Origin of the sequence: Desulfofustis glycolicus DSM 9705, assembly GCF_900130015.1 — a bacterium.
Taxonomy (GTDB): domain Bacteria; phylum Desulfobacterota; class Desulfobulbia; order Desulfobulbales; family Desulfocapsaceae; genus Desulfofustis; species Desulfofustis glycolicus.
Genome location: NZ_FQXS01000003.1, coordinates 59,924 through 85,443 on the forward strand (window position 1 = coordinate 59,924; position 25,520 = coordinate 85,443).

Genomic DNA, 25,520 nt, shown 5'->3' on the forward strand with positions numbered 1-25,520 from the left:
CTATATTCGGATGGGATCCCGTTGGTCGAGTCGCGCTTTCCCCAACCAATCAATTATGAAAAACCTGTTATTATAGCACTGCCGATCAATATTTCAATAAAAAAGAACGAGCATGCCGGTCAGCACTACCAGATAAATGACGGTCATACCGGTTCCGGCCCGCACGTAATCGATAGTCTGGTAGCCGCCCGGCCGCATCACCAACGCGTTGACCTGGTGGGTCGGCAGCACGAAGGTGTTGGAGGCCGCCAGCGCAACCACCATCGCCGCCAGCCGCGGATCACTGCCGACCTCGACGGCCATCGCCATGCAGAGCGGCACCAGGAGCACCGTTGCCCCGACGTTGGAGATGACGAGCGTGAAAAACGAGGTGAGCACCCCGACGATAAGCAAAAATACGACTTGCGGCACCTCGCCGACCAGGTTGATGATCGTTACCGCCACCCATTCAGCGGCACCGGTTTTCTGAAAGGCCAGGCCGAGCGGGATCAACCCGGCCAGTAGGAAGACCGTCATCCAGTCGATGGAGCGATAGGCCTCGTCGATGGTCAACACCCTGGTCAGGATCATACCAAGGGCTCCAACCAGCAAGGAAATCGACAGGGACAGCTTGATCGGGACGCCGAGCGCGGCACTCGCCGGCTCGAGCCACAGGACCAGGGCCGCCGCGATAATCAGCCAGGCCACCGCCAAGCCGGCCCGTTCGCTCCTGATTTCGTCCCCTTTGATCTCGGTGGTGAAGGTGAAACAATTGCGCTTCTGCAACTCCCGGAATTTTTCCCAGCGCCCGAACATCAGCAGCGCATCGCCGGGTTTGATCACTTCTCTGGTAATCTGGTCGAACTGACAGACCCCCTCGCGGCAGAGCACCACCGGCACTACCCCGTTGGTCTTACGAAATCGCCGCTCACGCATGGTGTGCCCGGCCAGCAGCGAGCGCGGGGTGACGATTCCTTCGACAATGCCGGCATTATTGACGGAGAAGTCCTCGGCAAAGACATCGAGTTCTCCCTTGTAGATCAGCCCGAAATCCTCGGCGCAACGGCGTACATGTTCCTCGTTGCCGACCATGGCCAGCGTCTCTCCGGAACGAATCAGCTCGTCGCGGGTCGGCGCATAGTTTTTCTGTTTTTTCTCCGGCATATAGACACCGGCGATGGTCACGTGGTAGCGGTCTCGGACATGTAGCTCCTCAAGCGTGAAGGAGCCGAAGGTGTCCGGTACCTCGACCTCGTAGACTCCGGCCACCTCCTGGTAGGTATCGACCAGCGTGGACGGCATCAGATGGTTGTCATCCCGTTCGTCGGCCCGCCGCGGCATGATCAGATTGCCGAAAACAATAAAATAGGCAATTGCCGAGACCACCAGGGCGATGCCGATCGGGGTCTGGGTAAACAGGCCAAGCGGTTCGACCTTGACCGGCAGGATACCGATATCATTGGCCTGCGCAATGAGGTCATTGAGCAAAATGGTCGGACTCGCCCCGACCAGAGACATGGTACCACCGATAATCGCACAAAAAGCCATCGGCATCAGGATTCGAGACGCCGGTATACCGGTCTGCCGGCCGATTCGAATGACTGCCGGCATGAACAATGCGGCCGCCCCGATATTTTGCATAAAGCTGGAAATAAATGCCACCGTGGCCGAAATCAGCGTCTTGATACGGTTTTCCGACTTACCGGCGACCTTCAGTAGGTTCCTGGCCAGGACGTTCATGCAGCCGGTCTTATCCAGACCCGCTCCGATGATGATCACCGCGATAATGGCCACGACCGCGTTGCTCGACAAGCCGCTGATCGCTTCCTGCGGCGATACCAGGCCGAGCAACGGCAGGATCACCATCATGATGATGCCGACCACATCAACACGCACCCACTCAAAAACGAACAGCAACACAGCCAGCAGCAGGACACCGAAAACCAACCCCATCTCCAGGGTGAACGCAATCTCCTTGGAATGCTCCTCCGCCGCTCCCGCCGAGACTGGAGCAAAGATAAACAAGAACAAAAAGATGCAATTGACCGCCAGCGATAGAAATGTCATTCTCATGCCGCGTCGCTCCTCGTGGTCATTCACTGTCTTCTCACCAACCGCAGCAACGCCGCACCTGGTCCGCACCTGCTGCTTTTAGCGAAGATTATAGAAGGTGTTGACGTAATCATCCTTGCCGGTCAATGGCTGCTCGAACCGGACAGACTCAATACCATCAAAAGACAAGGCCTGTTTCGTGAACCGCTCACGCAACTCCGTACTGCTCTTCAACGTGTCGCCCGTCGAGGCCACTACCAGGATCGAACCTTCCAGACGGCAGGTTGCCGTCGGCGCGTGATCGGCAAGAGCCGCCTCCAGTTCGGCAAGCTTCGCCAGGAGCTGCAGTTTCGCGAGCGATTCCGGGGTCGTCTGAAACACCGGCTTGGAGGACAGATCGGCAAGGATATCGACCGCATCATCGATCGTCACAGACTTGATATTGATGACCATGTCGTACAGGCGACTGTCCCAGGTGTCCACCCCGTAGACTTGTCGGCCCCACTTGCGTCGCTCTTCGTCATCTTTTACGAGCAGTTGGCGCGCCTCCTGCTCACCGATATTCTCGCGAGCCATCTCCTCTGCGACGCGCTCCTTCATATCGGCAATGATCCGAACCTTGATGACATGCGAGATATCCTGCAGAAAAAAGTGCCCGGCCAAACCGTGATAGACGATATTGTCCCGGAGCATGTGCGACAGCAGTGCACTCCGAAAGTATTTCAGATAGCGGTCCTTGCCGTGCCGAAACTTCTCGAGAATGGTCGGTGAATCGTGCAGCGCTCTGATCAGTTTGATCTCCGGGATATTGAATTCCTTGGATGCCTCCAACAGGATATCCCGCGATGCGCACTGGTAACCAAGACGCTCTGCCAATTTTTCTGCGACATGCTTGCCGCGGCTGTAGGAACCGCGGGAAATGGTAATGATCGGCACTTCTGCCTCCTTGTGTTGATGTGATCAGGGGTATCTGCAACTAATTCTCGTTTCCTTGTCTGGAACTTTCAGGGAAGCATACTGACAATAAGACATCAATCGGGAGAAAGATAGTTCAGAAATTAAGCATATAATTAAACGACTAGCGCATTCCTTTACCACGCGCAACAAGAAAGTGGCGGGTCCAGAAAATTTCTCTGCAGCCACCACTCCAGAACAGCATCACCCGCCGGTGGCGCACCTCACTTGAAGAAGGCCAGCAACGCGGACAATGTGGTCAGTGGATGAGGCGGGCAACCGGGGATATAGAGGTCGACCGGAATAATGCTGTTGAGATCGCCGACGATTTCAGGGCTCCCCCAGAACGGTCCGCCGGAAATTGAGCAGGCGCCGCTGGCGATAACCACCTTGGGCGACGGTACCGCCTCGTAGGTGGCGAGCAGGGCCGCCCGCATGTTCTTTGTAATCGGACCGGTGACATGGATGCCATCGGCATGACGCGGTGAAGCGACAAAATCGATTCCGAACCGGGAGAGATCGAAAAACGGGGTATTGAGCACGTTGGTGTCGGCCTCACAGGCATTGCAGCCACCGGCGGATACCTGGCGCAATTGCAACGAACGGCCGAAGAGTTTTTTGAAGTGGGTTTTCGCATGACCGGCCAGATCGGGCAGGTTGCCATCGGTTATCAGATCCTCACGGGATACGGCCCCCATGTCGAAATCCTGGCTGAAGTTGACAAAAGCCCCGTCGGCAACGGTCTCACACTGCCCGCAGAAGGTGCAGCGCCCCAGGTCGATGCACCGCTCCCCGGCACGGATCGCCTCCTGCGGGCAGCACGCGGCACAGGCCTCAACCACCGCCATCGGGCAGTCCTCGTTCACCACCGGACGGCCCCGGTACCGGTGATAGAGATTGATCGGCACACGGGGGTACTTCGAGGTCTTGCATCCCTGCTCTATCCTGTTCTTGATTACTTTCCACATGATCAAACCTTATCAAAGCAAAGATGCCGGATCACCGTTGAGAGCCGGCACTACGGTTTCACTCCGTCACAGATCAAAGCCGCAATAGGACAAATTGAAGCTCTTGTTGCATAACGGAAAATCGGAAATTTCCTGGTTGCGCAGGGCCATGGCCAATCCGGTCCAGTTGTGAAACGACGGATCCTTGATCTTGTAGCGTTCGATCTCCCCTGTCGCCCCGGTCAGCAGGCAATGGGACACCTCGCCCCGCCAGCCTTCGTTAATGGTCACCACCATCGCATTCGGGGCCAACGTCCGCTCCTGCATCAGCACCGGACCGGCCGCATCCACGCCGTCGCTGAGCATGGTTCGGATCACCGAGATCGAGTGCATGATCTCTTCCCGGCGCACCTGGGCCCGGCTGTAGACGTCACCGTTGGTCATCTCGTTGCGGCAGGCCGGAACCTCAGCGTAACATTCGGTCGGAAACTGCACCCGGGCATCATAGGCGATCCCGGAAGCCCGGCCGGCATAGCCCACCAGACCGAGTCGTCCGGCCACTTCGGCAGAGACGGTACCGGTATGCTCGAAGCGGGCCTGTACTGAGTGGGCGGTAAAGAGCAGGTCGCAGACATGGCGGATTTCCGGTTCGGCTTCAGCCAGCTTGTCGGCGATTATCCGCCGCTGCTCGTCGGTCATCACCTGGGAGACGCCACCCGGCCGTACCAAGCTCTTGCCGAATCGATTGCCGCAGAGGGTCAGCAACAGGTTCAAGAATTCGCCTCTGATCCTGCCGAAATAAGCGGCCGGCGGATTGAAGGCGACATCGCCGCTGAGCGCACCGAGATCACCGACATGGTTACAAATCCGCTCCAACTCCAGCGCGATGGTACGCACGACACGAGCGCCGCGGTCGACGCTGAGACCGGCGAGCGCTTCGATGGCCTGGCAGCAACAGAGATTATGGCCGATGGCGGTGTCTCCGGCAATCGCTTCGCAGATGATCGGCAATCGCTTGAGTGGCACCCCGGTCAGCAGCTTTTCGGCACCGCGATGCTGATAGCCGAGTTGAATTTCCAGGGAAAGAACCTCTTCGCCGGCGCACTGAAAGCGAAAATGTCCCGGCTCGATAATGCCGGCATGCACCGGACCGACGGCAACCTCGTGGATGGCCGATCCGTCGACCTGAAAATAGGGGTAATTCCCCGGGGTCTCCTGGCGGTAGTCATTGCCGAAGGCATCGGGCAGACCGGTCTCATTGGCGTGATAGCGTACCATTTTCAGCCAGGGATGGCCGAGCGGAATAATACCGAACTGTTCGGCAATCTCACGCTCGAAGAGATGGAATTTTTCGCTGGTGGCGGCGGTCAGCGACGGAAAGTTCCGCTCGACCACGGTGCCAAGGGCATAGAGACCGTCGTTGCGAACGATCGCCAGCAACCTGGTCTCGCTTCCCTGCCGATGTCCAAACAGCTGAACGATGGAGCCGCCGTCACCGATAAAAGAGGACATCTCGGCAGAAAACCGGGCCAGGGGCACGCAGGGGATCTGTTCTCTCCCGATCGCCTCGCCATGACGTATGGCCAGCAGGTTATCCATGGATCGTCCCCCCGATCACGCTGATAGTGTTGATAATAGTCTGGTAGATCTCGTCGGGCAGCCAGACGCACAAAATGATGGAGGCGGCCAGCAGCACATAGGGCGGCATGACCCGAAAAAACCCTTCGCCGACAAGGATCTCGACCTGGTCACCGCCGCCGAACGACATATCGGTAACAATTTGGGCCATTCCGGCTACAATCAACACCAGGCTGGCGATAAAAACGATGGCCGCCAGATAGTGCCCGGCCTGAAACGCCCCGAAAATGATGCACAACTCACTGATAAACAGGCCAAAGGGCGGCAGTCCGGAAATACCGACAAAACCTGCGAGAAACGACACCGCGGTCTTCGGCAGAAAACGGGTCAGACCGCCGACCAGCGCGACCAGCTTGCTGCCGAAGCCAAGCAGAATGTTGCCGCTCGACAGAAACAGCGACGACTTGAGCAGAGAGTGATGGATCAGGTGCAATAGCGCGCCGTACAGGGCAATCCCGCCGATGCCGACACCGAAGGCTATAATCCCCATGTTCTCGATGGAGGAATAGGCCAGCATCCGCTTGTAATCGGGTTGGCGTAGGATGAAAATACCGGCGACCACCATCGAGACCAGGCCGAATCCGATCAGCAGATTACTGGAAAACGATCCGAGTCCGGCAAGGTGCATTAGGGTGTGAAATTTATAGACCCCGAGGAAGGCACAGTTAAGCAGCGCCCCGGAAAGCAGCGCGGAAGCCGGGCTCGGGGCTTCACTGTGGGCATCGGGCAGCCAGGTATGCATCGGCGCCAACCCCATCTTGGTGCCATAGCCGATAATGATGAAGATGAAACCGAAGCTCAGCCAGAACGGATCGAGGCGCTCGGCCACCGCATTGAGCGAGGTGAAGGTGAGCGGCACGTTGATCGCAGCAACATCCATAGACAGGGTCACGAAAAAGCACCCGAGCAGGGCCAGGGCGATGCCGACCGAACAGATCAGCACATATTTCCAGGTCGCCTCCAGGGCCCGTTTCGAACGGTTGATAAAAATCAGCGGAGCGCTGACCAGAGTGGTCGCCTCAATGGCGATCCACAGAACGATCAGATGATCGGCCAGCGCGACCATGCTCATCGTACCGAGGAAGAGGAGCATGCAGCCGATAAAGATCGGCTCGCTCTGCATCGACGTCTCTGCCATATAGGAAACAGCGTACATGGCGATAAAAAGGAAGATAAAGGAGGTGACCAGCAGCACCAGCATCCCCTCCGGCGACCGCCCGAAAAAGGCGCCGAAGATCGGCTCAAGTTTACCCATCCAGCCCATCACACAGACCTGGAGATGCAGCAGGGCGGTAACAACCAGCACCCCCCGGCCCAGATTCACCGGCAGGAAGAGCGCGATGATACCGGTCATCATCGGCAGCAGGAAGATAAATTCAATCATCGGTTCAGTCCTTTAAACGTCGCATCAGGGTAGTGTCGACATCGTCGAAGGCATGGTTGATGTTATGCAGGATGATGCCCATGATCATCACGCCGACCAGCAGATCGAGCAGCACCCCGAACTCGACCACATAGAGGGTGTGCGATTGTTTGGTAAGCGCGGTGCCGATCAGGTAGATGCCGTTTTCCAGCATCAGGTAGCCGATCACCTGGGTGATCGCCTTCGTCCGGCCCATCATCAGGAACAATCCGGCGGCCAGGGTGGTGATCGCCGTAATGAGTAACAACTCATGGCCGGCCGGCAGGGACACCTGCAGCCGGGAGGTGATGTAGCCGGACAGCAGAATACACACCAACCCGAAGAACAGGGAAGCGTGGTAGCCGATCAGCGGCTCGATCTCGCGGGTGATCGAGACCTTGCGCACCGCCATGAACAACAGACCGGGAATGAGCAACCCCTTGATCAAGATCATGATCTGAAAAAAAATCAGCCCGCCGCTGCCGAGATTGCTGTGATGTTCGAGAAACAGCGGGGTGAGCGACACCATGACTCCCTGCAGGGCCATGATCCTGACCAGGGCAGACAGCCGGTTGGACGCCAGCGACAACAATACCGACAGCAGGATGATGACGAGAATGGTGTTGGTCATGTTGATCATTGGCTTATCCCCATAGACAGGATCACCGCAAAAAACGCCAGGGTAAAAGACGTCAGTATATATTTGGGCACCAGATTCATCTTCAGCCGGGCCATGATCGATTCGGTAATACCGATTGCCACGTAGACCAGGGCGACCGCTCCATAGAACAGGGCCATCGCGAGGACTGGGCCGAACTGGTGGAACGGGTAGATGAGCATGGCGACAAAGGAGGCATAAAACAGCAGCTTGCAAAACGAGCCGTATTCGATCAGAGCCAAGTCCGGACCGCTGTGGTCGAGAATCATCACCTCGTGGATCATCGTCAATTCCAGGTGGGTGGCCGGATCGTCCACCGGGACCCGGGAGTTCTCGGCGAGCAGGACCATAAACAAGGCAACGATCACCAGCAGCAGTAACGCGCCGGCCGGGGCCGTCTGGGAAATCGCTTCCGGTCCGGTGAAATAGCCGGCCAGACTGAGAGAGCCGTTCATCCGGTAGAACAGGATGAGCATGGTAAAGATACTCGCTTCGGCCAGGGTACCGAAAAAAGCCTCACGGGCGGCACCCATGCCCTCGAAGGGTGACGCCGTATCAAGCGCGGCAATCACCATGAAAAAGCGGCCCAGCCCCATCACGTAGAACAGGACGATCACGTCACCCTGGAAAAAAAGCAATGGCGCCACACCGCCGAACGGAAAAAACAGCAGTGCCATCAGCGCCGTCGCACAGACGACGATCGGTCCCATGCGGAAGACCAGACTGGTGCTGGTGCTGTAGACAAATCCTTTGCGCAGCAGCTTGACCAGCGTGTAATACTTGATCAACAACGGCGGCCCCTTCTTACCGGCAAAAAAAGCCTTGACCTTGAGTATGATACCCGGGAACAGTGGTGCGACCAGCAGCGCCACCCCGAAGGAAAGAATGGACTCCATGCGTTACCTCGACAGAAAAAGAACAATCAATGTCATCACCGGTTTGATCAAAGAAAGAAGATCAGCAGCAAGACGGCAATGGTGCCGATGATATAGCCGATATAGAGCTGAATATGGCCGTGCTGTATCCAGCGCAATTTCCCGAGGACAAAGGCCACTGGAGATACAAGAAAGCGGTGGAGCGCGATCTCGGCGATATCGTCTACCCGTGACGCGTAGGCAGCCTGTTTCGGGAAGATGGTATCGATTCCCGACCAGATCGTCCTGATCCGGGCGAACGGCCGATAAAACGAGACGATGCTCAGCGCATAACTGGTCCCGCTATACTGCATCCTGACCGTCGGCCGGGTAAAGCCGCATCCCCAGGTCGGACCACGGGCGACCTCCTTTCGCAGCGAAAAGGCTTTTCTGACCGCCATGATCAGCAGCACCATAAGCAGCAGCAGCCGGGAAGCCCAGGCCAGGTTGGTTCCGACCGTGGCGACCAGGACATGATCGACGGTCAGAGCCGGCACCATCTGGGCCACCGTGCGGAAGACCGCGTTGATGAACGGCTCGGGAAACACGCCGATGACCAGACAGAAGCTGGCCAGCAGCAGCATCGGTAGACTCATCCAGCTGCCGGCCTCACCGACCGACCGCAGCTCCTCGTGCCTCGGCTCGCCGAGAAAAACGATGCCGACCACTTTGGTAAAACAGGCTGCGGCAAGACCGCCGATAACCGCCAGCGAAATAATGGCCAGCATCACCAGGATCAGGTTCGCCCCGGTTTCCGACAACCCGTGAAAAGCGGCAAAATAGATCAGGAATTCGCTGATGAAGCCATTACCCGGCGGCAATCCGGAAATCGAAACCGAACCGGCGATAAAACTCCGGCCGGTCACCGGCATCTGTTTGATCAGGCCGCCCAGATCATCGACGTGGAGCAGTCCGGTCGCCTTGACCACCGCCCCCGCCCCCATGAAGAGCAGGGATTTGAAGATGGAATGGTTGAACACGTGGAGCAGGCCGCCGGCGAAACCGAAGCCGGCCATGACCGGGTTCCCCAGGGTCGCGCCGAGCATGCCGAGACCGAGCCCGATCATGATGATGCCGATATTCTCGACGCTATGATAGGCGAGCAGTCGCTTGATATCATGTTTGCCCAGGGCATAGAGGACGCCGAGCACCCCCGAGGCCATGCCAAGCACCAGAACCGCCTGGCCGATCAGCGGATCTTGGCTGCCGAGCAGCAGATAGGTCCGGACGATCCCGTAAATCCCCATCTTGATCATCACGCCGGACAGCACCGCCGAGATATGGCTCGGTGCAGCCGGGTGGGCGTGCGGCAGCCAGATATGCAGCGGGAAGACACCGGCCTTCGAACCGAACCCGGCACAGGCCAGAAAAAACACGAGCAGCTTGATATCAGCGGGCAAGGTCGCGGCACCGGCGAACAGGAAACTGCCGGTGCTGCCGAAAATGATGGCAAAAGCGGCACTGATCAACAACACGCCGGCCTGGGAGAAGACGAGGTAGAGGTACGCCGCCTTTCTTGTCGTCTCCTTTTTAAAATCATAGAGCACCAGAAAAAAAGACGACAGGGACATCACTTCCCAGGCCAACAGGAGGGTGAGCAGATTGCCCGCGACCACGACCAAGGCCATAGCCACCAGCAACAGATTGAGAAAGAACACGCCGACCATTGTTTTCAGAGACGCTCCGGCGTCATCCTGATAGCCGATGTTATAGACCGCCGCCAGCGGGCAAATCAGGAAAATCGGCACCAGGAAAAAGGCGGAGAGGCTGTCGACGCTGCAGGACAGGGGAAAAATCTGCAGCCAGGTCAAAGACCAATCGGCCGCCGGCCCATCTGACGGCAGGGCCAGCGAGGCGAGGCCGAGGGCGCAGCCAGCCACCGTCAACAGCAAGGAGAATCCTTTGGCGAACAGGAACTGTCGATGAAAGATCAGCGCAGCAACGCCACCTGTTAAAACCAGGCCCAGGGCCGCAAAAAAATAGTTCATGTCAAACCGGTCCAGCTATCGTTGAATGAATGCGGCTCGCGCTGCACCCGGCGATCGCCGGACCGCTGCCTTCCGCTGTTGCTCGTAATTACCAGGACGTTTGGGGAGCTTGGAAAATTCGGAATTTCGTTCAATCTCCCCTTTTGCTCTCGCCGTCACTGCGGCGTACGGATATCATGCAGCGGAGAGTTGAGCATCCTGCCGATCTGTTCCTTGATATCAGCCATATCGACGTTCTCCTTGCTTTGCGCCATCAGCATCGCAAATAATTCGTCCTGTTCGAGCGGGTGCAGAAACTCTTGCCGGGCCTTTTCGCGTAGCTGGATATGAGCGGCCCAGGGGACGAAATAAGTGGTTTCCGGGTTGCCGTCGAAGGCTGAAATATCGATATTAAGCCCGGCCAGATAGATCAGATTCTTTCCTTCATACGCTCCGCCCTGGCGAATTGACTCGACAGTGCGGGCAAACTCCATCTGGATATTGATCTGTGCCGCTTTGAGCTGCGGACTCTTATGGGTAACAATCTGCGGCATGAACTCGATGAGATTGCGTTCGAGATGAATGGATTCATCGGTGCCATGCAGTTCTTCACGGAAAGAGAACAGATCCGCGGCCAGATGGTTGCCGATCGGCTCGCCGCTTCCCTCCTGCCACTGATAGCCGGCGGCATACAGGCGGTTCCTGAAGTGTTCGGAAACCTCGTAGGAGTGCGAGGTGGTGTGGGTCGCCGCCGGCACGATGCGATTGTTCTCGTCGGCCTTGACGATACGATCGAGCCGCAGCACCAGGCCGTCAGTAATCGGTTTGGAGGAAAAATCGATCAGCGAGTCGCGGGCCTTGATCAAGTATTGTCCTTTCTCACTGCGCCGCAGGAAGATCCGCTGCTGGGCAAACTGATACTGCCGCAGGTAGGGTTCGATGACCAGCGTGATTTTACCACAGGACGGGGAGATCACGTTGCGCTCGAGCAGGGGGCGTTTATAGGTGCCGTAGAGGCCGGTAGTGGGATCGTAACCGACATGACTGGCCTGCAGGATCAGCGAATCTTCACCGTGATGGGCATGGGGCCCGTGCCGATCGACGGCCATGATCCCGCCGACCCGACCATGATCGAAGGGAAAGACACCAAAATGCTTGCTCAGCAGGATAATCGGAAAGCCCTGGTTTTCATCGGAACAGAATGCCCGGGAGGGCATTACGAAGTGCCGCTTAAAGCCCAAGGAGAGGCAGAGGTTGTAGAGACGCGGAACAAATTCCGGATAAGGAATCGCCAGCCCTCTCACTTTAAAGGGGGCGACATCACGTTCGATACAGGCAGTCGATGGCGTATTCGTCATGGCATACCTCAGTTGAAAGTGAGTCGACAACGGCTCATATTCCCGGTGGCGACTTATCCTGGACGGAGAGCGCCCGCCCCTTGTGTTTGCCGACAATTCGCCGGAAACGGCAGATACTGGAGCGGTTCGGTCGTTTCATCGAACTCCGGCCTGCCGGCGCAGCGGCAGTTCTTCGACTTCGATGGTAAAACCATACCACGGGCCACCATCCGTCCGCTCGTCAGGAATGGCGACGACCTCACATTCGGCGATCCTTGCGGTCAGGTAGTCCATCCACGATAAGGCCTGATTTTTTGAAAAAAACGGCCCGGTTTCCGTAACGACGGAACGATCGGCTGCCCGGCGTCGGTACAGCTCGTCCGCATCGTCCTGATTTTGATAGATTCCGATAATGATCTTCATGGGCTCCCTTCGCTGAAGGTTGATTCAGAGCGAACACTGTCTGCAAAGCATAATACGTGCCAACAAGTCGCACCATCCGACTCTGTTCGGCTAACAGTCCGGCCGGTCAGGCGAACAGCAATAAATCGCTCCGGGAATCAGCGGCAGGCAGCGGGAAAACCGGCGACACGTTGCACAGTTCGCCGGGGCACAATGGTGCAGCGGGGCATATTGCCCCAGCGCAGGGGAACTCAACTACTCAACTCGATTTGTTTAAACGCCGGTAGAGTGTTTTTCGGTCAATCTCGAGGATCTGGGCGGCCAGGCTTTGGTTCCCTTCGGTGACACCAAGGATATAGTTGATATAACGATTGGTCATCTCTTCAAGAGACACCAGATCGGCGGGATGATACACCGATTCGAGGAGGTGGTGTTGGGATGTTATCTTTTCCGGCAGATCCTCCGGGGTGATCAGCTGATGGTCGGCCAGGGCGACAGCGTGTTCCATCGCATTGCGCAACTCACGGACATTGCCCGGCCACGAGTAATTGAGGATTTTTTTTGCCGCCGCCTTGTCGATGCCGGTTACCTGTTTGCCCTGCCTGGCACTACAATCGCTGATGAACCGGGCGGCCAGCAGCAACCGGTCCGCCCCACGCTCACGCAAGGGCGGAACCTGTGCGGTGATCACGTTGAGCCGATAGAACAGGTCCTCACGAAATTCCCCTGCCGCGACGGCAGCTTCGATATCCCTGTTGGTCGCGGCCAGGATTCTCACGTCGAAGGGATACTCGCTATTGGTGCCGATCGGTCGTACCCGGCGCTCCTCAATAACACGCAGGAGCTTTGGTTGCAGGGATAGTGGGAAATCGGCGATCTCGTCGAGAAACAGGGTACCGCCATCGGCCTCCTGGAACAGTCCCTTGCGATCACTGCAGGCGTCGGTGAACGCCCCTTTGACATGGCCGAACAATTCACTTTCCAGCAAGGTTTCCGTCAACGTCGAGCAATTGATGGCGACAAACGGCTGCTGCTTCCGGCGGCTCAGGTTGTGCAGGGCGCGCGCGGCCACTTCCTTGCCGGCACCGCTCTCTCCGGTGATCAATACGGAAATACCGGTATCGGCGATTTTCGTCAGACGTTGAAACAACTCCCGCATTACCTGACTTTCCCCGATCATACAGTCCAGATTGGGGGCCGTCTCTGCAGCGCGGCTCAGGACGGTCAGCTGCTTGTGCAGCATCCGGTACTGAACGGCTCGATCCAGCGCCAGAGCAAGCATATCCATGTCCACCGGCTTGGTGATAAAATCGTACGCTCCGGCCCGGATGGCCTCGATCGCCATGTCCATGTTGCCAAAAGCGGTCATGACCACCACCGGCAGGTCCGGTGTGTCGGCCGAAACCCGCTGGCACACCTCCATGCCGTTGATATCCGGCAAGTTGATATCAACCAGGATAACGTCCGGCTGCCCGCTGTCGATCGCCGCCAGACCGGACATCCCGCTCTGGTAGGCAACGGCAGAAAAACCGCGACGCCCCAAGGCGACAGATAGCATATCACACATGTCACGATCGTCTTCGATGATCAGGATCGATGCCTTCATGCCGATGGCTCCGCGCAACAAGGGAGGATGAACCAAAAGCAGGCACCCCTCTCCGGCCGAGTACAGGCCTCCAGCCAGCCTCCCTGTTCTTCCGCCAGTTCCCGGGCGATGGAAAGGCCGAGCCCGGTGCCGGAACCGGTTTGTTTCGTGGTGAAAAACGGCTCAAACAGATGCTCACGATGATGTTCGGCAATCCCCGGCCCGTCGTCGACAACGGCAATTTTCAGTACCCGCTTTCGTCTTCCGTCGGTCCGCTCGACCGAACAGACTTCCTCGTTGGCTACTGCAATCGTTATGCTTCCGGGCTCGGTCATGGCCTGCAGCGCATTGACGACCAGGTTCGTGACGATCTGCTGCACCTGTCCGCCATCGACGCAGACCAGCGAATCGGTGCCTGGTTCGACGGCCAGGGTCAGGGTGGCGTGTTGACGGTCGGCCAGCGGCTGCAACAATCCGACGACCTGGCGCAGGATCACCTCTGCGCTCTGGAGGGCCTTCTGCGTCGTTCCCCGCCGGGAAAAATCCAGTAATTGTCTGATAATCGTCGACATTTTTTCGGCCTGCTGCCTGATGATCCGGGCATATTCCCGGGTTTCCCGACGATCAAGGTCCTCTTTGACGATCATCGCCGCCCGTCCGTCAACGACATTCAGCGGAGTCCCGAGCTCATGGGCGATACCGGCCGTAATCCGGCCGATCGTCGACAGTTTTTCACTGTGCCGCAGCTGTTCCAAGGTCTTGATTCTCGCCTCGTGTTCGAAGTGGATCTTTCCTTTGGCGATCAACAACCGGGTGCACATGTCATTCATGGTTCTGGCCAGATCAGCCAGTTCGTCACTGCCTTTGACCGGCAGGTCCGGATCAATATCGCCTTTGCCGATACGGACCGCCTTGGCCGACAGCCGCTCCAGCGGTCCGCGAATCTTGACATGGATAAACACGTAGAGGATGATGCCACTGATGGTGGCCAGCAGCGCCGTTATCACCAGAGAACGAATCAACATCTTCCTGGTGTAGTCGGCCAGTGGCGCCAGCGACTGGGTCAACTCCAGGACTCCCCGCCGTCCTGACGGGACGTCGGTCGGTACATAGGTCACCCGGTAGCGCTCTTTCTGTTGCGTCGTTTCGATCAACGAAACGATTCCTCTGCCGGAATCGGCTGTTGCCTCCGCTCGTGCAGCGATGACCGTGCGCCGCTCAGCCGGCAGGTCGTCCAGGAAAAACCAGCGAAATCTGATCCGTTTATTGGCCGCGTTGGCGTTTTCGATCAATCTCATCGCCCGGTGCTCACCGTTTTCCTGCCAGGTTTCCGTAATCATGCCGGTAACGATGAGACCAATCTGCTCGGCTTGATCGGCCATGTCGGCATCAAACTGCCTGATCGCCGTCTCGTAACTGATATTGCCGTCGATGGCAAGCAGGATGACGATGCTGATCAACAACCAGCTATAGAGGGCCAGGAACAGCTTCATGGTCGGATTCTGCGCAGAAAAGCAAAGGAGCCGGCCCCCTGCCCGCCGGAGCGAGCAGACCGGCCGGCCCCGGTCTGGTCCAGTCCCGACCACATGTGGGGCGGGATCTGTTCGCCCGGCCGGCACCATGCGCCGAGCCGGGCGGAACCGTTGCTACGTCAACCGTGCCTTCTTGATGTTTTCCTGATCTTCAAGCGGCAGATATTGCGTTAACGGGCAATTATCACAGCCCCCTTCGGGCAAATCCGTCCCGCGATGAATTTTCTCGACCAAGTCAGCGGTGGCTGTCTGGCTGTCGGCGTAGATATTATCCTTACCGATCTCATCATACAGGCCGGTCCGGTCCATTACGTCGATAACTTGACCTTTGAGGCCGCAAATGGCAAAGCCGAGGCCGGCGCTACGCACTCGTTTTACCATCATTGCCAGAGCTTCCTCGCCAGAGGCATCCATGTCGTTGACTCCGCGTGCATCGAGCAAGATATACCGCAAATCAGGCCTATCGTTACGAAACTTCAAAACCTGCTCATCGAGATAGCTGGCATTGGCAAAAAACAGTGCGCCGTCAAAGCGGACAACGGAAATATGCCGACAGCCCTTGAGCCGATAGTAATCGGCCGACTTCAGCACCTTCTCCTCACTCATGGACAGGCTGGCAACCACCGGCCGCATCGATTTGTAGAGGAAAATCACCATCGACAAAGCAACACCGATCATAATTCCTTTGTCGAGATGCGGTGCGAAATAAAGCGTGACGGCAAAGGTGATCACCGAGATCGCCCCGTCATACCACTGTGCTTTCCAGGCATGGACAAACCCTTTCACATTGAGCAGTCCGATCACCGCCATCATGATGACCGCGGCCAGAACCGCCTGCGGCAGATGATAGAGCAACGGCGTAAAAAACAGCAGAGTGATGACCACCATCAATGACGTAACAACGGCAGAAATCCCCGTCAGCGCCCCGGCCTGGAGGTTGACAGCGGAGCGGGAAAACGAACCGGAGACAGCATAACTGGAGCCGATGGAGCCGATCATGTTGGCCAGGCCCTGGCCGATCAGCTCCTGGTTGGGATCGAGCTTCTGACCGGTCTGGGCGGCCATCGCCTTGGCGATGGCAATTGCTTCCATAAAACCGAGCAATGAGATGATAACCGCCATCGGCAGCAATTTAAAAAACGTCTTCCCATTTAACTCAGGAATAGTGAATGTTGGGAGACCTTCAGGAATTTTACCGACAATTGCGCCACCACCGATCATCCTCAGACTATCCTGATCAAGTTGCTTATTGCCGACCGCAAGTCGCCAGGTCTTGCCAACTGTTTCCACTCCCACCGGCGCGGCTCCCCTGTTATAAAAAGCGAAGGTGCCGCCGCCAACGGCTGCAGTAAACTTCATACTTCGCAGTTCCTGACGAGCATCCTCCACGTGTTGCTTGGCTTCTGCAAGGTGGATACTGATGATCTCGATTCGGCTGCGCAGTTCAACCGATTCGACGGATTCACCGCCATGTCCGCCACGCTCCTGTTCAGCAGCGTGGACATCTTCCAGTTGCAGCCCAATCTTTGCCCGCTCATCCCCGAGTCTGTTTACCTCGGCGAACGCGTCATTGAACTCCTTCACTTTCTCGGCAACACCGGGGGTCTGCAATGCCGATACATCGACATATTCGTCCTTGTTGAACCCCGTGAAATAGGAGATCAGCGTGGTAACCGCCACGGCTATCAGCACATTGGGGATGCGTGGATTGATCTTACGCAGAGTTACCATGATTGCGACTGCTCCGACACCGAAGAGCAGCGTTGGGAAATGTGTATAGTCGATGGCAGCCTGCGTCACTCTGATCATGGTCTCATAGTGATGAGGGGCACTATCGACATAGACGCCAAAAAATTTGGAGAACTGGGAGGTGGCGATAATGATCGCGGCGGCATTGGTAAAACCGTTGACCACCGGGTGTGACAGGAAATTGACCACCAGACCGAGCCGCAAAACGCCAAGCAGAAACTGAAAGAGACCAACGGTTAAAGCCAGCGCGATCGAATAGGCGATGAATTCCGCAGAACCTGCCGTCGCCAGGGGTTCCAGGGAAGCCGCAGACATCAGGGAAACCACGGCCACCGGCCCGGTTGCCAACTGCCGGCTGGAACCGAACAGCGAGGCGATCATCGGCGGCAGAAACGCCGCATAGAGGCCGTAATAAGCGGGCAGGCCGGCCAGTTGCGCATAAGCCATGGACTGCGGGATTAAGACCAGCGCCACCGTAATACCGGCCAACAGGTCAACCCGAAACTTGCCGATACTGTAATCTTTGAACCATTCGAAAAATGGAAGAAATTTATAAATCATGAGAGATCTCTTTGCCGTTGCTTCACGTTCAATTGTTGGAAGTATCCTCGAGAACGACCACTTTGCCGCTGCCAAGATCGTAGTACATGGCAATCACCTTGACCGTGCCGTCCTTGACATGGTCGGCGATGATCGGTTCCGATTCGGCGATGCGGCGTGCGATCAGTTTGGCTACTTCACGGGATGTGTTGTTGACCAGATCACCGCTCTTGTCTTTGACCATTTTAGCGGCAGCCTGAATCGGCGGGGCGAGCGTGGCGATGTGACCGTCGAGCTTCTTGCCGCCCATCACGGCAGAAACAGCTCCGCAGGAGGAATGCCCCATGACGACGACCAGCGGCGTCTGCAAAATGGATACGGCATATTCGATACTGCCGAGAGTGTGGTCGCCGATGATGTTGCCGGCGACACGGACGACAAACAGATCACCGATACCCTGGTCGAAAATATCGACCGGGGGGACACGAGAATCTGCACAGGTCAGGATGGTGGCAATCGGGGTCTGGCCGTCGACCGTCAGTTGCCGGCTCTCTTCACAATGATTCGGATGCAGCAGTTGCCCCGTGACGAACCGCTGATTGCCTTCGAGCAGTTTCGCCAGGACCATTTCGGCGGTGGGGCGTGGATGTGATTCTCGTCCCATTGGTAACTCTCCATAGTCTGATAAAAATTACACATCAAATTCAATACGCATCTGCATATGTTGTTGGCGTGCGGCAATGAATGCCCATTCAGTTTTCAACGTGCCTAATCAACGTTTTTTTTGGGAAAAAGTCAAGCTCAAATTACATCTCTGCAATCCGCGAGAGCCCTCGTGAAAGGCGGACGAATAATCGGTCCTGTCCGTGTTGCCCCCCCAGGTTTACAGCTTGACCGGCTAATCGGTGCTCACGGCAAAGAAGATCTCGACAGCAGGCACTAATCGGGCTACCCTCTCGACTACCATGAAAGCCGTTCTCACAGCCCCCGCTCTCTTCATCATCCTCGCCGTTTTACTGCTCTGTGCGTTTTTCCTGCCGGACCTGCTCGGGCCGATAGCCGGCACGGGGATCAGCGCGGTGATCGTTCTTTTGGCCCTGCTCGTTTACCAACGGTGGTGTCGGCAGGACGAAGCGGCTACCGCCGATGACCAAGAGGCAAAGAAAGACAAGCCGTCGACCTGATCTGCGCCCACCTGATCACGACTCACGGGTCCCTTAGAGGCAGCGACGGTCTTGTCATCGAACCGACAATGATTAATGTGAGCCGGAATATCCCGACCAGAAACAAGCTCTGATCAACTAAATTAAAGGGGAGCTTGAAAAATTCGGAATTTCGTTCAAGATCGAGGCGCGCAAGAAAATTTTACCGCAGGCATAGATGATATTCCGAGGATAAAATTTGATTGCGCAACGATGAGATTGGACGAAATGACAATTTTTCAAGTTTCCCTAAAGACAGGGGGAATTGCCATGTTTATCGATCTGTTGCGTTCACGAAGAAGCATCCGTCAATTTGAGAAACGACCGGTCGATCAGGAAAAAATCGACATGTTGATCGAAGCAGCCCTGCGCGCACCGACCTCGCGCGGTCTCAATCCCTGGGAGTTCATTTTCGTCACCGAGCCGGACACACTGGAAAAACTGGCCGGTGCCAAAGCGCACGGTTCTTCATTTGTCAAAAACGGTGCGCTGGCCGTGGTCGTCTGCGCCCATCCCGAAAAATCCGATGTCTGGGTAGAAGACACGGCGATCGCTTCGATCATCCTGCACCTGGCCGCCGCCGACCTCGGCCTGGGCAGCTGCTGGGTCCAGATCCGCAAACGCGACCATGACGACCAGACAACTGCCGAAGATTACGTCAAAAATCTGCTCTGCTTGGACCCGTCACTGGTCGTCGAAGCAGTGATCGCCATCGGCTATCCGGCCGAAACGAAAGGTGGGCACGATCGCACGAAATTGCTTGACGAACGGATTTCGTTTGAGCGATACGGAGAAAAACGGTAGGGACCCGATCAAGATGTCTTGTCAATCTGCTGCATATCCGAGATGATATCGGATATGTCTTTCTTCTTTTTGTGGAAGATGCGGGCCAACTCGTCGGCACTGGAGGGCAGTTCCCCTTCGGTCTGGTAAATTTCCAGCAACTCGTTGTAATACTTGTAAAAGAAGAGAAACAGATCCTGACTGCAGGGCTCCGAGAACTGGTTGGTGACGACTTTTTTCAGCTTACCATCCTTGTCCATGATCATCTTGGTTATCTGGAACGGTTCGATGGCGCGTTGATACAGTTTGGTGACCTGTTCCACATCATTTGATCCCTGCAAGTCGAAGAACTCCTCTTGAAAGACCGAAATGGCCGAATAGGCGAAACGGGTGATCTTGTTCTGGTCAAAGACTTTTTCCGCCTTGGTCAAGGCACTTTCAAAAAACCCTCTGGCGGTGGTGCTGTCTTTGAGGATCTGGTCACGCAGTTCACTGATTCGTTTGCGGATAATTCGCTCGATATCCTGTTCACGATCGCGCACCTCCGCTTCCCGCTTTTCCATATCGCGGATCTGGCGGAGCAGATCTTCATTGAAATCACGAAGCGCCAGTTTCATGATGGTGACATCGAAGTAGCGCTGCAATTCCTGGCCGATCTGCATTATCGTCCGGATTTCTTCAGCCTGGTCCATATCCAACTCGGATATGAACTCCCCGTCGAGGTGATCGGTAACATCGGATACCCGTTCACGATCGTTGATCAGGGCCTGCGCCGCCTGTTTGGCGGCAGCGGTGACATTGTAGGCCACCATGCCGACGATCTTTTTCAGCCGATCGTTACCGGCCGCCAGATATTTGCTGACCGTTTCTGCTCCGGGCAGTTGTTCGGGATGCTCCATAACACGTTACACTCGATTAATCCGCAGGACCGCTCTTGTGGCTTCTTGTCGGCGATCGGACCGATTGCCGCCGCCTTTCGGCCCCTTTAATACCGGAAAATGATGGTCGATAAACGACGGTATGTCAAGACAATACAGACCCGGGCAGTTGCGATAACCACCCTGTCCGGTCAGGTGATCTTGGCCCCGGGACCGGCAGGGCTGGCCGGTTGTCGAGACGCCAGCATCCCGGGAACCGGGGGGAAGGGAGAACCGGGCTCGAAGGAAGTGATTTTCGTATAAATCAGGTTGACATATTCGCGATGGTATGGGAATAAAATCGGTACGATCCGAACATAGTCATGCCTCAACGACGACATCATCACCTCGCTTTACTCACTTTTCTTCATGGAGGGAACGGCACTATGACTGCAGAAATCATCAGCGGAACCGAGATCAGCAAGGCCATCCTCGCGGAAATCAAACAGGAAGTCGCAGAGATGAAAGCAAAGACCGGCAAGGTCCCCGGCCTGGTCACCATCCTGGTAGGCGAAAACCCGGCGTCGATCAGTTATGTCACCCTGAAGGTGCGCACGGCGCTCGATCTCGGCTTCAACGAAATCCAGGACAACCAGCCGGCCGATATTTCCGAAGCAGACCTGCTCGCCCTGATCGACAGATACAACAACGATCCGGAAATCCACGGTATCCTCGTGCAGTTGCCGCTACCCAAGCACGTCGACGAGAAGAAAGTTCTCAACGCGATCAACCCCGACAAAGATGTCGACGCTTTCCATCCGGTCAACGTCGGACGCCTGATGATCGGCGGCGATGAAGTACGCTTCCTGCCCTGCACGCCGGCCGGTATCCAGGAATTGATCGTCCGTTCCGGCACCGAGACCAAAGGGGCGGAAGTGGTGGTCGTCGGACGTTCCAACATCGTCGGCAAGCCGATTGCGATGATGATGGCCCAGAAAGGCGTCGGCGCCAACAGCACGGTGACCATTGTCCATACCGGCACCAAGAACCTGGCGGCCCACTGCAAACGGGCCGATATTCTGATCGTTGCCGCCGGTGTGCCGAACCTGGTCAAACCGGAATGGATCAAGCCCGGCTCAACAGTTATCGACGTCGGCGTCAACCGAGTCGGCAAAAACGAGCAGACCGGCAAAGCAATCCTCAAGGGCGACGTCGACTTCGATAAAGCCAAAGAAATCGCCGGTAAAATCACCCCGGTACCAGGCGGTGTGGGACCGATGACAATCTGCATGCTGATGCGTAACACCCTGCGCTCTGCGCAGAAGAGTATCTGATCTTTATCCGATAACAAACCCGGCCGGCGCCTACGCCGGCCGGGCCTTCACGGCACCGGCGTCCATCTGCAGCCGGTCTGCCTGAACCGGTTCGCCTATGTTTGCGCTGATCAAATACCTGCTCTACCTGTCGTTATGGTTGGTTTCGGCAACCATCGCCGGCTTCTTCGTTTATTTCACGCTCACGCAGGCAACCGATTACCGCCTCCTGCTCGACCGACCGGACCTGGTTACCCCCGAACAGATCATCGCGGCGGCCGTACTGGTCATCATCCCGGTGGCCCTGATACTGCTGTTTGCCCCGCTCTTCCAGATCACCCCGAAACGAAACTGGTTCTCCTCGTTTCTCCGCCTGCTGCTGGTCATGCTCATGGCGGGTTTTATCGGCTACCAATTGCTCGATGGGCGCAAGGTGTACCAGCTCTATACGCAAAAAGACCTGATCGTCAGGCAACCGGAAGCGGGCAAAGCGTCGTTTCTGCTGACATCACTGCATAACGGTTCGCTTGGTCCGATACCCACCACCGCGCCGATGGAGGAAGCGAATTACGCCCGGCAGATCGAAACCCACCGGCGGGACATCGAGACATCATGGCAGACGATTGCGCCCTATCGGCTGGTTATCGATCAATTGGCCGAACTGTCTGTCCTGCCCTACCCCGCGCAACCGATTGAGATCGTCACCTCGGCAGGCGGCGCCGGCAACCTGGACAACCTTTGTCGCATCTACCTGGCCCACGCCGTCCTGCAGATCAGGCTCGGCAACCGGGAACAGGGCTTCGAAGAATTACTGACGATCCACCGGGTCGCCAGAAACGGGCTGGCCGGCGCAAATCGGATCAATGATAAAATGACCTGGACGATGGCGCTGCACAACACCATCCGCACCGCTTATCGAATCGTTCTTGATGAGGAGCCGCGTTACGAGGAGATGCGACAACTCGCCCAGGCGTCCCCGCGACTGACCCGTCAGGAAACTTCGTTGCGCGCCGTCTGGCTGAGCCAGTATCTTGACGGCATTGACCGCCTCGACCATCCGGCCAACGAGGTCCTGGCCGATTTCCTTGCCAGGAGAAGCCCTCAAAAACCGCTGTTGCTGCTGATGGCTCCACCCTGGCTGTTCGAGGCGACTTACCGCTTTACCTGCCAGAAAAACCGTACAGCAGCCGACCTCAGATCATTCTGGGAACCGGTCATCGAGCAGGCGCCGGCCAATCCAGCCGCCTTCCGGCAGGCCTGGGCCTCACGCACCGCTTTTGGCGACGGACCGCCACTGCGCAACCTCGGCGGCTGGTATTTCCATCGCCCCCCCGACCTGCGGTCAGAAGAGAAGCTGGTCAACGACCTCTACCGGATAAGCGATATTTTTGCTGCTTTTCTAACCAACAAACTGGAGTTCGGGCAAGATATCGGCGCCCATCTCGAGGGTGGACACCGGCCGGTTGCCACAGAGAATCAGAGGATCATCGGTGCCGGGGCAGACGGAGCCCTCGGCACGCCCGACGACATCGTGCTGGAACCGATATTCTAACGGGTCCAGCCTGTCTCCTACCGTCACCCAAAAAGCGGTAACGGGTTTCGCTGATCAATAATAGGGGTCGACCCGGATCTCCCGCTGGTCGATGTCGTCGATCCCGGCGATATTCTGCTCGATCCGCGCCCTGATAGCCGCTTCCTGCTCCTCCGGCGCTTTGACGTTGATATAAACCGTGCCGCCGATGACGGTAACGCCGGCCTGGGGAAAGTCGAACAAGGCTGCTCTGACCTCGGCAGCCAGAGACAGATCCCTGACTTTGGCCAGCGATTTTTCCGTTGCCTGGTAACAGGGCAGTTGTACGGCCTGGCATATTAATTGCGTGGCATCATCGACACTCATGGCGCTGACGTTGATCACCATATCATAAATGCTTGGATCGATGATATCGATACCGTAGAGAAACAGCGCCCATTTCTGCCGTTCCTCATCGTCATGCTTGAGTTGCAGCCGGACCTGATCGGCGGGAATATTCTGCCGCGTAGCCTCGGCGTCGACCCGTTCTTCAAGATCGGCGATGATACGCACCTTCAGCAGATGGCGAACATCGTAGAAAAAAAACTGTCCGGCAATACCGTGATAAACATAGTTATCCTGTTTGAGATGGCGCAGAATTGCCGAGGAGATGTAATTGACATACCGTTCGCGGCCAAAGGAGTAGCGCTCCAGGATCTGCGTGGCATGCTGGATATTGCGCATCAATTTGATTTCCGGAATGTCAAATTCCTCACTCGAGGCCAGCAGGGAATCCCGGGAAATGCAGCCGTAACCGAGCGTATCGGCAACCTTCTGGGCTACCTCCCGCCCTCGATAATAGCTTCCGCGTGAAATGCAGATAATCGACATGAGATACTCCTTTTTGACACCAGGTAACGGTTATCAATCACCCTCCGACACTCGAGCATCACCTTGATTCCCTATCACAAAAAGGTATGACAGGCATATAATTTTGCCGAAAAAAACAACCCCGTTTCGTGAATTTTCCTGTCATCGCAGATTAGGATGTCTATACTATCAGCTATGATGGTCAACGGATGGTAGTACCTTAAGATTAACATCGAGGAGCAAAACAACCGAAGTGCCATGGGAAGATGCAAAAACCACCCCGACCGGGAAACGTCCTATGGTTGCCTCAAGCATGGCTATTTCCTGTGCGAAGATTGTCTGGCCTGCGGCGACCCGAAACTCTACTGCACACATCGCCCATCCTGTATCATTCACTTTCTGACCAGAAAGAAACGCAAGGACGGTGACGGCACCGACCCTGAATCGGTGTCTCATCAATCGGCGTCTAACCTGTAAACGAGGAGGATCACATGACCGATCAGCATTGCCCCGGTTTCGAAGCCAACAAATCCATCACCGAGGTCACGGTAAAATGCCCCGAGTGCGGGCAAAAAAAAGAGATCTTTTCCGACGAGATGGACAAGAAAGTTACCTGCAGCAGCTGCGGCAAGGCCTTCGACCCGATGCAGAACAAGGTGGAATAATCCGACACCAGGCCGGAGCCCGTCCTGATCATCCGGGCATCACGGGCTCCGGAATTTCAATCTGCCTGATGCGCCGCAACGGCGCATCAATGTTCTGCCAGGCCTATCGACAAATCAGTCGAATCGCACGTCAATGGTGGTGATGCCCATCGCCGTGGTGATGATGATGGTGTGCATGATCAGCCACCGGTCCACCCGACTCGTCAAGCGCCTGCTGCAGCGTTTCGCTGACCGCGTCCATCTGCGCGGCCGCCCGGTCAAGAGCCGCGACGAGTCGATCCTGATGCTCGTCGGCCATCGTTGCCCGCCATTTATTGAATTCGGCGACGTGGCCGCCGTTGTGTTCGATCCAATGCTGGAGAAGAACTCGCAGCTTTTCTCTGTTTTTCATTGCCGTTTCCTCAAGAGTCAGGCCCAGAAGGCCGGTCAGCCGTTTTGCTGTACCAGTACCAAACCGCCCATGAAATCAATCGACCTGATCGCCGCGTTCTTGACTTCCGCCGCCTCGGCAAAGAGCGTTGCAATCCGGATCGTTGAACCATCGACACTGAGGCTGGACACATCTTCGAAACGCTGTTGTTCCGCGCCCTGCTTCTCGACAACCACTTTCATCTGACACATTCCACGCTCCATTTTTCCACAGGCATGATGCCGACATTATTCA

Annotated in this window: 24 protein-coding genes; 6 read left to right on the plus strand and 18 right to left on the minus strand. The window is 56.5% G+C overall.

Annotated elements, in window-relative coordinates; translation table 11 throughout:
- Positions 1-93 precede the first annotated feature (93 nt).
- The 14 genes from BUC26_RS03660 to BUC26_RS03725 form a co-directional block, all read right to left on the minus strand.
- Positions 94-2,052 (minus strand): SLC13 family permease, encoded by a 1,959-nt coding sequence (locus BUC26_RS03660; RefSeq protein ID WP_244155777.1) that lies wholly within the window; start codon positions 2,050-2,052, stop codon positions 94-96.
- A 78-nt stretch (positions 2,053-2,130) separates the two neighbouring features.
- Entirely contained in the window at positions 2,131-2,967 is an 837-nt protein-coding gene (locus BUC26_RS03665) for a cytidylate kinase-like family protein (protein ID WP_073373487.1), read from the minus strand.
- Positions 2,968-3,209: 242 nt separating this feature from the next.
- Positions 3,210-3,953, minus strand: a complete 744-nt coding sequence (locus BUC26_RS03670; protein WP_073373488.1) for an NADH-quinone oxidoreductase subunit B family protein — start codon at positions 3,951-3,953, stop codon at positions 3,210-3,212.
- A gap of 66 nt (positions 3,954-4,019) precedes the next feature.
- Positions 4,020-5,531, minus strand: coding sequence for a hydrogenase large subunit (locus tag BUC26_RS03675; RefSeq protein ID WP_073373489.1), 1,512 nt, complete (start codon positions 5,529-5,531; stop codon positions 4,020-4,022).
- A complete protein-coding gene (locus BUC26_RS03680) occupies positions 5,524-6,954 on the minus strand; it encodes a proton-conducting transporter transmembrane domain-containing protein (protein WP_073373490.1) in 1,431 nt (476 codons plus the stop codon). Before BUC26_RS03680 ends, BUC26_RS03675 begins: the two co-directional genes overlap by 8 nt.
- A gap of 4 nt (positions 6,955-6,958) precedes the next feature.
- Positions 6,959-7,612: a hydrogenase gene (locus BUC26_RS03685; RefSeq protein ID WP_073373491.1), complete on the minus strand. Its 654-nt coding sequence runs from the start codon at positions 7,610-7,612 to the stop codon at positions 6,959-6,961.
- The gene (locus tag BUC26_RS03690; protein WP_073373492.1) at positions 7,609-8,526 is read right to left on the minus strand and encodes a respiratory chain complex I subunit 1 family protein; all 918 of its coding nucleotides are present in this window, start codon (positions 8,524-8,526) and stop codon (positions 7,609-7,611) included. Before BUC26_RS03690 ends, BUC26_RS03685 begins: the two co-directional genes overlap by 4 nt.
- 47 nt (positions 8,527-8,573) lie before the next feature.
- Complete coding sequence (locus BUC26_RS03695) at positions 8,574-10,532, minus strand: proton-conducting transporter transmembrane domain-containing protein (RefSeq protein WP_073373493.1); 1,959 nt, start codon at positions 10,530-10,532, stop codon at positions 8,574-8,576.
- A 155-nt stretch (positions 10,533-10,687) separates the two neighbouring features.
- Complete coding sequence (locus tag BUC26_RS03700) at positions 10,688-11,869, minus strand: hypothetical protein (RefSeq protein ID WP_073373494.1); 1,182 nt, start codon at positions 11,867-11,869, stop codon at positions 10,688-10,690.
- A 135-nt stretch (positions 11,870-12,004) separates the two neighbouring features.
- Positions 12,005-12,271 carry a hypothetical protein gene (locus BUC26_RS03705; RefSeq protein WP_073373495.1) on the minus strand — a complete coding sequence of 89 codons (267 nt, stop codon included), beginning with the start codon at positions 12,269-12,271 and terminating at the stop codon, positions 12,005-12,007.
- A 238-nt stretch (positions 12,272-12,509) separates the two neighbouring features.
- Entirely contained in the window at positions 12,510-13,856 is a 1,347-nt protein-coding gene (locus tag BUC26_RS03710; RefSeq protein WP_073373496.1) for a sigma-54-dependent transcriptional regulator, read from the minus strand.
- Positions 13,853-15,328: a sensor histidine kinase gene (locus BUC26_RS03715; RefSeq protein WP_073373497.1), complete on the minus strand. Its 1,476-nt coding sequence runs from the start codon at positions 15,326-15,328 to the stop codon at positions 13,853-13,855. The genes BUC26_RS03710 and BUC26_RS03715 overlap by 4 nt, the downstream gene beginning before the upstream one ends.
- A 153-nt stretch (positions 15,329-15,481) precedes the next feature.
- Positions 15,482-17,677, minus strand: a complete 2,196-nt coding sequence (locus BUC26_RS03720; RefSeq protein WP_073373498.1) for a SulP family inorganic anion transporter — start codon at positions 17,675-17,677, stop codon at positions 15,482-15,484.
- Between the two features lie 28 nt (positions 17,678-17,705).
- Positions 17,706-18,320: a carbonic anhydrase gene (locus BUC26_RS03725; RefSeq protein WP_073373499.1), complete on the minus strand. Its 615-nt coding sequence runs from the start codon at positions 18,318-18,320 to the stop codon at positions 17,706-17,708.
- Between the two features lie 301 nt (positions 18,321-18,621).
- Here BUC26_RS03725 and BUC26_RS03730 point away from each other — a divergent pair, with 301 nt between their 5' ends.
- The gene (locus tag BUC26_RS03730) at positions 18,622-18,840 is read left to right on the plus strand and encodes a hypothetical protein (protein ID WP_073373500.1); all 219 of its coding nucleotides are present in this window, start codon (positions 18,622-18,624) and stop codon (positions 18,838-18,840) included.
- Positions 18,841-19,128: 288 nt separating this feature from the next.
- The gene (locus BUC26_RS03735) at positions 19,129-19,662 is read left to right on the plus strand and encodes a nitroreductase family protein (RefSeq protein ID WP_073373501.1); all 534 of its coding nucleotides are present in this window, start codon (positions 19,129-19,131) and stop codon (positions 19,660-19,662) included.
- 8 nt (positions 19,663-19,670) lie between these two features.
- On the opposite strand, the gene BUC26_RS03740 is transcribed toward BUC26_RS03735, so the two are convergent.
- Positions 19,671-20,540, minus strand: coding sequence for a hypothetical protein (locus BUC26_RS03740; RefSeq protein ID WP_073373502.1), 870 nt, complete (start codon positions 20,538-20,540; stop codon positions 19,671-19,673).
- Between the two features lie 404 nt (positions 20,541-20,944).
- Here BUC26_RS03740 and folD point away from each other — a divergent pair, with 404 nt between their 5' ends.
- Together folD and BUC26_RS03755 are read left to right on the plus strand one after the other, a co-directional pair.
- Entirely contained in the window at positions 20,945-21,832 is an 888-nt protein-coding gene (gene folD / locus BUC26_RS03750; RefSeq protein WP_073373504.1) for a bifunctional methylenetetrahydrofolate dehydrogenase/methenyltetrahydrofolate cyclohydrolase FolD, read from the plus strand.
- Positions 21,833-21,929: 97 nt separating this feature from the next.
- Complete coding sequence (locus tag BUC26_RS03755; RefSeq protein WP_073373505.1) at positions 21,930-23,363, plus strand: hypothetical protein; 1,434 nt, start codon at positions 21,930-21,932, stop codon at positions 23,361-23,363.
- A 54-nt stretch (positions 23,364-23,417) separates the two neighbouring features.
- On the opposite strand, the gene BUC26_RS03760 is transcribed toward BUC26_RS03755, so the two are convergent.
- Positions 23,418-24,212 carry a cytidylate kinase-like family protein gene (locus BUC26_RS03760; RefSeq protein ID WP_073373506.1) on the minus strand — a complete coding sequence of 265 codons (795 nt, stop codon included), beginning with the start codon at positions 24,210-24,212 and terminating at the stop codon, positions 23,418-23,420.
- A 237-nt stretch (positions 24,213-24,449) separates the two neighbouring features.
- Between BUC26_RS03760 and BUC26_RS03765 the strand changes: the two genes are divergently transcribed.
- Both BUC26_RS03765 and BUC26_RS22895 read left to right on the plus strand, forming a co-directional pair.
- On the plus strand, positions 24,450-24,668 hold the full coding sequence (locus BUC26_RS03765; RefSeq protein WP_073373507.1) for a hypothetical protein: 219 nt from the start codon (positions 24,450-24,452) through the stop codon (positions 24,666-24,668).
- A gap of 14 nt (positions 24,669-24,682) precedes the next feature.
- On the plus strand, positions 24,683-24,856 hold the full coding sequence (locus BUC26_RS22895) for a TFIIB-type zinc ribbon-containing protein (protein ID WP_073373508.1): 174 nt from the start codon (positions 24,683-24,685) through the stop codon (positions 24,854-24,856).
- Positions 24,857-24,986: 130 nt separating this feature from the next.
- Here the strand turns inward: BUC26_RS22895 and BUC26_RS03775 are convergent, their stop codons facing one another.
- Together BUC26_RS03775 and BUC26_RS03780 are read right to left on the minus strand one after the other, a co-directional pair.
- Positions 24,987-25,247, minus strand: coding sequence for a DUF8180 domain-containing protein (locus BUC26_RS03775; protein ID WP_073373509.1), 261 nt, complete (start codon positions 25,245-25,247; stop codon positions 24,987-24,989).
- Between the two features lie 35 nt (positions 25,248-25,282).
- Positions 25,283-25,477: a CooT family nickel-binding protein gene (locus BUC26_RS03780; RefSeq protein ID WP_073373510.1), complete on the minus strand. Its 195-nt coding sequence runs from the start codon at positions 25,475-25,477 to the stop codon at positions 25,283-25,285.
- Positions 25,478-25,520: the final 43 nt, after the last annotated feature.